This is a genomic window from Streptomyces ossamyceticus, from assembly GCF_001418475.1.
GTDB lineage: Bacteria > Actinomycetota > Actinomycetes > Streptomycetales > Streptomycetaceae > Streptomyces > Streptomyces ossamyceticus.
This window is the reverse complement of sequence record NZ_LIQX01000728.1, coordinates 1-7,430: the sequence shown is the minus strand read 5'-3', so window position 1 is coordinate 7,430 and position 7,430 is coordinate 1. Positions and strand designations below refer to the sequence as shown.

At 72.6% G+C, this 7,430-nt stretch carries 5 protein-coding genes and 1 pseudogene; 4 read left to right on the top strand and 2 right to left on the bottom strand.

What is annotated here, in order from left to right; genetic code table 11:
- The first annotated feature begins 255 nt into the window (after nucleotides 1-255).
- Genes AOK15_RS37675 through AOK15_RS37660 form a run of 4 tightly spaced genes read left to right on the top strand, consistent with a single transcriptional unit; the run spans nucleotide 256 to nucleotide 4,658 of the window.
- Entirely contained in the window at nucleotides 256-1,329 is a 1,074-nt protein-coding gene (locus AOK15_RS37675; RefSeq protein ID WP_055523261.1) for a substrate-binding domain-containing protein, read from the top strand.
- Between the two features lie 20 nt (nucleotides 1,330-1,349).
- A complete protein-coding gene (locus tag AOK15_RS37670; RefSeq protein WP_055523259.1) occupies nucleotides 1,350-2,516 on the top strand; it encodes a toxic anion resistance protein in 1,167 nt (388 codons plus the stop codon).
- Nucleotides 2,513-4,069: a substrate-binding and vWA domain-containing protein gene (locus tag AOK15_RS37665; RefSeq protein ID WP_055523257.1), complete on the top strand. Its 1,557-nt coding sequence runs from the start codon at nucleotides 2,513-2,515 to the stop codon at nucleotides 4,067-4,069. The genes AOK15_RS37670 and AOK15_RS37665 overlap by 4 nt, the downstream gene beginning before the upstream one ends.
- 4 nt (nucleotides 4,070-4,073) lie before the next feature.
- Complete coding sequence (locus AOK15_RS37660; RefSeq protein WP_055523256.1) at nucleotides 4,074-4,658, top strand: hypothetical protein; 585 nt, start codon at nucleotides 4,074-4,076, stop codon at nucleotides 4,656-4,658.
- A gap of 4 nt (nucleotides 4,659-4,662) precedes the next feature.
- On the opposite strand, the gene AOK15_RS37655 is transcribed toward AOK15_RS37660, so the two are convergent.
- Together AOK15_RS37655 and AOK15_RS37650 are read right to left on the bottom strand one after the other, a co-directional pair.
- The gene (locus AOK15_RS37655; RefSeq protein WP_055523255.1) at nucleotides 4,663-5,823 is read right to left on the bottom strand and encodes a hypothetical protein; all 1,161 of its coding nucleotides are present in this window, start codon (nucleotides 5,821-5,823) and stop codon (nucleotides 4,663-4,665) included.
- Between the two features lie 151 nt (nucleotides 5,824-5,974).
- Nucleotides 5,975-6,657 (bottom strand): annotated as a pseudogene (locus AOK15_RS37650) (PP2C family serine/threonine-protein phosphatase); the annotation flags it as partial.
- Nucleotides 6,658-7,430 lie beyond the last annotated feature (773 nt).

Genomic DNA, 7,430 nt, shown 5'->3' with positions numbered 1-7,430 from the left:
AGCACCAGCACCAGCACCACGCAACGGCCGGCCCTGCTCCGCACCGCACAGCTCCCCGCCGCCCGCCGGGAAGCTTCTCGCGGCCCCGGCGCCCTCCGCACAACGCCCGACAACGCCCCGCCCCCGCCGGCCGGTTCCCGCCGCTCCCCGCAGGAGCGGCGGGGCCCGTTCCGGTTGCGTTCCGGGACGGTGGCTTCACCCCGTGTTCACCCGTCCTGCCCGGGAACGTTGGGTTCCGGGAGCACGCTCCTCGGTGTGAGACGCATCGCAGGGATCGTCCTCGCGGTCCTGCTGATCGGCGGCGTGGTGGCAGCCGTCGTGGCGGGCCGGGACACCGGGGACACGAGCACGGCAACGAAGACCGTGCGAGGAGTGATCGGGTCGGAGAAGGCGGAGTTCTTCGCCGACCCGGAGGTGGTGAAGGCCCTGGCCGCCGAGGGCTACACCGTGAGGACGGAGACATCGGGCTCCTGGGCCATGGACGGGCTGGACCTGAAGGGGTACGACTTCGCCTTCCCCTCCAGCAAGGCCCCCGCCGACGAACTGGCCGAGAAGTACCGGGTACGCGAACCGCTGCCCCGCCCCTTCTACTCGCCCCTCGTCGTCGTCGCCCATCGGGGCGCCGCCGAGGTGCTGAGTCGCAACGGGCTGGCCACGCTGGACAGGGACCGCGGCGTCCTCGACATGGGCGCCTACCTGAAGGCGGCCGAGGCCGGCCGCACCTGGCAGCAGCTCAAGGGGGCGGACCGGTACGGCGAGTTGTCGGGGCTGCTCTACATCGCCACGACCGATCCGACCACGTCCAGCTCGGGGGCCCTCTATCTCGCCGCGGCCTCCAACGTCGCCAACGACGGACGGGTCGTCGCGGGCGAGGCGGACATCAAGAGGACCGCGCCCCTCCTGCACGACCTGATCAGCGTCCAGGGCGCCCAGCAGCCGAGCAGCGACGCGGCGTTCCGCGACTTCGTCAGCGGAGTCGGCAACCCGCTCGTCCTCGTCTACGAGTCCCAGGTCGCCGCCCTGCTCGCCGACGGACAGAAGATCGACGAGCTGGTCGTCCTCTACCCGGACACCACCGTCAACAGCGACCACACCGTCGTGCCCGTCACCGACGAGGGCCGTGCCCTCGGTGAACTGCTGGGCACGGAACCGGAGTTGCGTCGCCTGGCGGCCCGGCACGGGTTCCGGCCGCAGGGCTCGGCGAAGGAGTTCACGGCGGCGACGGCCGGCCTCACCACCTATCTGACGCCTCGGCTCACCGTCCGGCAGGCGCCCGTGCCCACCTCCGAGGTGCTGCACGAGATGGCGCGCCGGGCGCGGGGCCGCTGAACCACGGGGGAACACCACTCATGACGACGGAAGACAGCTTCACCCTCACCCCGCCCGAGCCGGTCGCGGCCGTGCCCCGCGAGAAGGCCGGGGGCCTGGTGCCGGTCGAGGAGTCCGTACGGTCGGACATGGCCAGGAAGGCCGAGGAGTACGTCCGCTCGCTGGCCGCGCTCGACGCCCGGTCGCCGGAGTTCGCGGGGAAGGTAGGGGAGATCGCGGCGCTCGGCGCGGGCGAGATGCGCAGCGCCGCCGCACAGTCCAACCGCATGCTGGAGCGGGCCGTCCGCAGCCTGCCCGATAAGGGCGGGGACGCCCAGTCGCAGGTCGCCGGCTCGCTCGTCGAACTGCGGCGCGTGGTCGAGGACCTGGACCCGCGGGACCTGCCCGCCGGCAAGGGCCGCAAGCTCCTGTCCCGGCTGCCGGGCGGCAACCGGCTGCGGGACCACGTCGCCAAGTACGCCACCGCGCAGGGCACCCTGAACCGCATCGTGGGGTCGCTGCGCGGCGGGCAGGACGAACTGCGCCGGGACAGCGCCGCGTTGCAGACGGAGCGGGTCCGCCTGTGGGAGACCATGGGCAAGCTCCAGGAGTACGTGGTCCTGACCGAGGCCCTGGACACGGCTGTCGAGGCGCACATCGCCGCCGCCGACCCGCGGCAGGCCGACACCCTGCGCGCCGACGTCCTCTTCCCCGTCCGGCAGAAGCACCAGGACCTGCTCACCCAGCTGGCGGTCTGCGCCCAGGGCTATCTGGCCATGGACGTCGTCCGCCGCAACAACGAGGAACTGATCAAGGGCGTCGACCGGGCCGCCACGACCACGGTGTCGGCGCTGCGCATCTCCGTGATGCTGGCCTCCGCCCTCGACACGCAGCGCAAGGTCGTCGACCAGGTGAACGCGTTGCGCGGCACCACCGAGGACCTCATCCGCGGCAACGCCGAGATGCTCGCCACCCAGAGCGGCGAGATCCAGCGCATCGCCGCCGACCCGGCCGTCGGCGCGGAGACGCTCCGCTCGGCCTTCCAGCAGATCTACCGCACCCTCGACACCATCGACACGTACAAGGCGCAGGCGACGGAGACCATGGCCGCGACGGTGGAGTCCCTGACTGCCGAACTCCAGCACGCCGGACGCTACCTGGAGCGCAGCCGCGCGCAGGGCGCCCTCGAAGGGGGTGGCCTCGTATGAGACGCCCCCTCTCGTCCTCCCGCGGCACGGCCGCCATCCTCGCGCTGGCCCTGGCGGCGGCCGGATGCACCACCGCCACCGACACCCCCTCCGACCCGAACACCTACATCCCCGGCACCCTGCGCGTCCTCGCCTCCAGCGAACTCGCCGACATGAAGCCGGTGCTGGAGCGGGTCGAGAAGGACACGGGCCTCAGGGTGCGCCCCACCTACATGGGCACCCTGGACGCCGTGGACCTGCTCGCCGAGGGCCGGGCGAAGGACGTGTACGACGCCGTCTGGCTGTCGTCCAACGACTATCTGCGGCTGCGGCCGGACGCGGCGAAGCAGGTCGTGTCCGAGACGCCGGTGATGTCGAGCCCGGTGGCGATCGGTGTGAAGGTCGCGACCGCGCGGAAGCTGGGCTGGAAGCCGGACGGCGTCTCCTGGTCGGACATCGAGAAGGCCGTCGCGGACGGCGACCTCACGTACGGCATGACGGACCCGGCCCGCTCCCACTCCGGTTTCTCCACCCTCGTCTCGGTGGCCTCCGGGCTGTCCGGCGCGCAGTCCGCGCTCACCGACGCGGACGTGGCGCGGGCGACGCCCCGGCTGAAGGAGTTCTTCCAGGGGCAGAAGCTGACGTCGGGCTCGTCGGGCTGGCTCGCGGCCGCCTACGACCGGCGCGGTGACGTCGACGCGCTGCTCAACTACGAGTCGGTGCTGAAGGCGCGGAAGGACCTGACGGTGATCCGCCCGCGCGACGGGGTCGTCACCGCCGACTATCCGCTCTCCTCCCTCGCGTCGACGAGCAAGGACGTCCGCGACGACGTACGCCGTCTCACCGACGCCCTGCGCGCCCCGGACACCCAGCGGCTGATCACCGAGAAGACCTGGCGCCGCCCGGTCGTCCCCTCGGTCCGCCCCGCAGCCGGGCTGGACACCACCCGCCGCCGCGAACTCCCCTTCCCCGGCAGCCGGTCCGTCGCCGACGGACTGCTCGACGCGTACGAGAACGAGCTGCGCCGCCCGTCGAGGACCGTGTACGTCCTCGACACCTCCGGCTCCATGGAGGGTGACCGCCTGGACCGGCTGAAGGAGGCCCTCACCGAGCTGACCGGGGACTTCCGGGACCGGGAGGAGGTCACGCTGATGCCGTTCGGGTCGGGGGTCAAGAGCGTGCGGACCCATGTGGTCCGGCCGTCGGACCCGAAGGCGGGCCTCGACGGCATCCGCGCCGACACCCGGAGGCTGTCCGCCTCCGGCGACACCGCCATCTACACCTCGCTGCGCACGGCGTACGAGCACCTCGGCGCCGCCGACCGGGACACGTTCACCTCGATCGTGCTGATGACAGACGGCGAGAACACCGAGGGCGCGAGCCCGGCCGACTTCGACGCCTTCTACCAGGGGCTCCCGGCCGCCGAGCGGCGCGTCCCCGTCTTCCCGATCCTCTTCGGCGACTCCGACAAGGACGAACTGGAGCACATCGCCGACCTGACCGGCGGCCGCCTCTTCGACGCCCAGCAGGGCTCGCTGGACGGCGCCTTCGAGGAGATCCGTGGCTACCAGTAGGTTCATGGCGTACGTCGAGTCCCGCAAGAACCTCACCGGCGGCGCCCTCGGGGTGGTGGGCCTCGGACTGACCTTCGCGGGGCTCGCGGGCCCCTACTGGCCCGTCGTGGTCGCCGGTCTGTACGGCGCGGGCGCGCTGCTCGCCCCGCCGGAGCGCCCGCCGGTGCCGGACTTCCCGGACCCGTCCGCCCAGCTCGAAGAGGTCCGCGCCGACTTCGGCCGGCTGGGCGGCTACCTCGCCGGCATCGAGTTGCCGCCCGCGGCCGCCGGACGCCTCACCGAGCTGACGGAACTGCTGACGGCCCTCCTCGACCCCGGCTGGGTCGCGGAGATCCTCGGCCAGGACCCCGAGGGCGTCCACACGCTGTCCCGGGCGGTGCGGCAGGACGTGCCCGAGGCCGTCGACACCTACGTCCGCACCCGGTGGTGGACCCGTCTGACGCCGGGCACGGAACCCCCCGAACGCCATCTGGAACGCCAGCTGACGCTGCTGCACGACGAGTTGGAGCGGCTGACGGCGGCCCTGCGCGACACGGAGGCCCGGCGGCAGGAGTCGCACACCCGGTACCTGGAGGACCGCTCCGGCTGAGCGCTCAGCCGATGTTCGTGAGGATCACGATCAGCAGCACCACCGCGATCACCACGCCCAGCACCTTCAGGCCGGCGTACGGGGACGGGGGCTGGTCCGGCGTGGGCGGCGTTCCGGGGACCGTGGCCGGCCGGGGCCCGTTGAACACGTCGTGCCCGGTCACGGAGACCCGGGTGCACCAGGGGCACGTCGGCAGATGGGAGCCGTACGTGTGCAGGGGCCGTACCGTGCACGACCGCACCTGCCCGCGTTCCTTGTCGAGGGCGCGCAGCCACGCCTCGGCCGGGGGCCGGGCGGTGGGCGTCTGGACGCCGGGGCCGAAGGCGGTCCTGGCGAGGGTGAGGAGTTCGGGCGGCAGGACGGAGGGGTCGACGGTACCGCGCGGGATGATGACCATCTCGGGGCGGACGACGTACGAGATGCTCGCGGCGATGTTGTCCTTGACGGTCGACTCGGAGGTGCTCTCGTGGGGGACACCGCCGAAGGGGTGGTTGCCCGCGGTGAGCAGCTGGTAGACGAGGACGGCGAGGGCGAAGTCGTCGCTCTGCCGGGTGGCGGGGCCGCCGGCCTGCCGTTCGGGGGCCGAGTAGTCGGTGGTGTGCATCAGGCAGGGGAACAGCTCGCCGGTGGCCGGGTCGGTGAAGGCGATGGAGTCGCAGTCGAGGAAGGTGACGAAGCCGTTGCCGTCGACGACGACGTTGCTGCTGGAGAAGTCGCCGATGACGAGGTTGTCGTAGTGCATGCGGGCCGTCATGAACGCGAGGTTCCAGGCGACGCCGAGCAGGAACCGCCAGTCGGCCCGGTCCGGGAACAGCTTCAGCCGCTGGACGCGGGTGAACAGCCCGACGAGCTGCACATGCCGGGGTTCGCCGAAGCGGCGCATCGCGTACCCGAGGAACTCGCCGTTCGTGCCGCGTGCCATGGCCGTCGGCCAGGCCAGCTCGGGCGGCTGGTTGGCGTCGGTGGGGCGGGCGGCCAGCGGGGACATGGTGAGCATGCGGGCCAGCCGCCGCTCCTGGTCGGGGCCCGGCGGATCCCGGTAGATCTTGACGACGATCCCCGCGTCGCCCTCCACGGGGAACACGGCCGCCTGCCCGCCCCCCTTGAGTGGCTGCTCGGCGAGCGTGACCGCCTTGCCGTCGAGGAAGACCCTGCGGCCGCTCATGGCCGTACCTCCGAGTGCTCTCTGGGGCGGACCGGCGTCGGCTGCGGCGTCGGCGCCGCCCGTCGTACGAGCCGCGCCGACGCCGACCGACCGGACCGCCGTGGGTGGTCGTCCGGGCCGCCGGCCCGTCGGCGCCTGCCGGTCTCCGCTGTCATCCGCGGCTCGTGCGGACGGCGCGTAGCAGGGTTTTGTCGTCGGCGTTCAGGGCGGTGAGGCGGTCGGAGCGCAGGAGGGCGGCGAGCTTTCCGTCGGCGTCGTCCGGCGCGGTGTCGAGGGAGCGGAAGACGGCGTCCGCGAAGGACGTGTTCGGGGACTGGGCGCCGCTCGCCGACCGGTTGAGCATGGCCTGGGCGAGGCCGTCCGTGGAGAGCAGCACCCCGTCGATCCCGTCGTCGGAGAGGCACTCGGTGTGCGTCCAGCGCGCCGCGTCCGGCGAGGTCAGGAACACCGTCTCGTTGCTGTACTCGCTGACCGCCGCCGCCTGCGGCAGCAGATGGAACTGCCGCTCCGCGTCCTCGGTCCCGGCCCGGACGACGACGAACCCGTCCCCCACGGTCAGGTGCCCCAGCCAGCCGGGCGCCAGCACCACCACGGTGAGGGTGGTGGCGAAGTCGGGCGCGTCACTGCCCGTACGGTCCAGGAAGTCGTCGCTGACGTCCTGCAACGCGTCCCGCAGCAGCTCGTGCACGGCCTCGCCGGGCTGCACCTCCACGGCCGCGCCGGCCCGCCGCGCGAAGTGCTCGGCGGCCAGTTTCACCGCCAGCCGGGAGCCCTCCTCGGAGCGTGGGCGGCTCCCGGCGCCGTCGGCGACGGCGAGGACGGCGACGGCGGAGGNNGCCCTGCCGCCGGTGCCGGTACCCCTCGACGCTGAGCCCGTGGATGCGCCACGACGGGACGGTCACGTCACGCCTCCCAGGCCGGGCGCTGCGTCTTGAACTGGCTGAAGATCTTCTCGAACACCTCGTCCCCCGCCCCCTTCTGCTCGGCGTTGGCGCTGGCGGACATCATCTGGAGCAGCTCCCGGAACGGGAATCCCTGCAAGCGCGCGTTGAACTTGGGCGCGAACGCCTGCAACACCTGCTCCCCGCGGTCGGTGATGCCGCCCACCCCGATGGCGTACAGCCGGAACCGGCGCGACCGCTGCTCCTCGGCGAGGACGGGTATCAGCCGCTGCCAGGAGTCGGTGAGATGACCGGTCGGGTCGGTGGGCAGCCCGTCCGTGACGAGGCAGATCTGCGGCCGGTAGTACTGGAGCCCGGACGCCCGCAGTTCCGCCTTGCGGGCCGCGACGATGTGCATGGACAGCTCCAGCGCCTCGGTCATCAGGGTGACCCCGGCGGCCGTCAGCTGCGGTGCCTGGAAGGCGTGCGCGGGGATGAAGGGGCTCATGCGGGTGCGCGGGTCGAGCAGTTGGGGCCCGCGCCAGGCGCCGACGCCCTGGCCGCCGAAGGTGACGACGGCGACCTCCACGCTGTAGCTGNNTCGGCGTACTCCGCCGGCAGGGTAGGCGGGTATTCGCTGTGCATCGCTGGTCCCCCTGATGTTTCCGTGTCGTGCGCGGTACGCGTGCGGGTGAGGCGTGGGTGTGGGGCTCGGAGTGGGGAGGG

What these genes read in the sequence shown, in the direction of transcription:
- AOK15_RS37670 (WP_055523259.1), top strand. Translation starts at nt 1,350, where the DNA reads ATGACGACGGAAGACAGCTTCACCCTCACCCCGCCCGAGCCGGTCGCG.
- AOK15_RS37665 (WP_055523257.1), top strand. Translation starts at nt 2,513, where the DNA reads ATGAGACGCCCCCTCTCGTCCTCCCGCGGCACGGCCGCCATCCTCGCG.
- AOK15_RS37660 (WP_055523256.1), top strand. Translation starts at nt 4,074, where the DNA reads ATGGCGTACGTCGAGTCCCGCAAGAACCTCACCGGCGGCGCCCTCGGG.
- AOK15_RS37655 (WP_055523255.1), bottom strand. Translation starts at nt 5,823, where the DNA reads ATGAGCGGCCGCAGGGTCTTCCTCGACGGCAAGGCGGTCACGCTCGCC.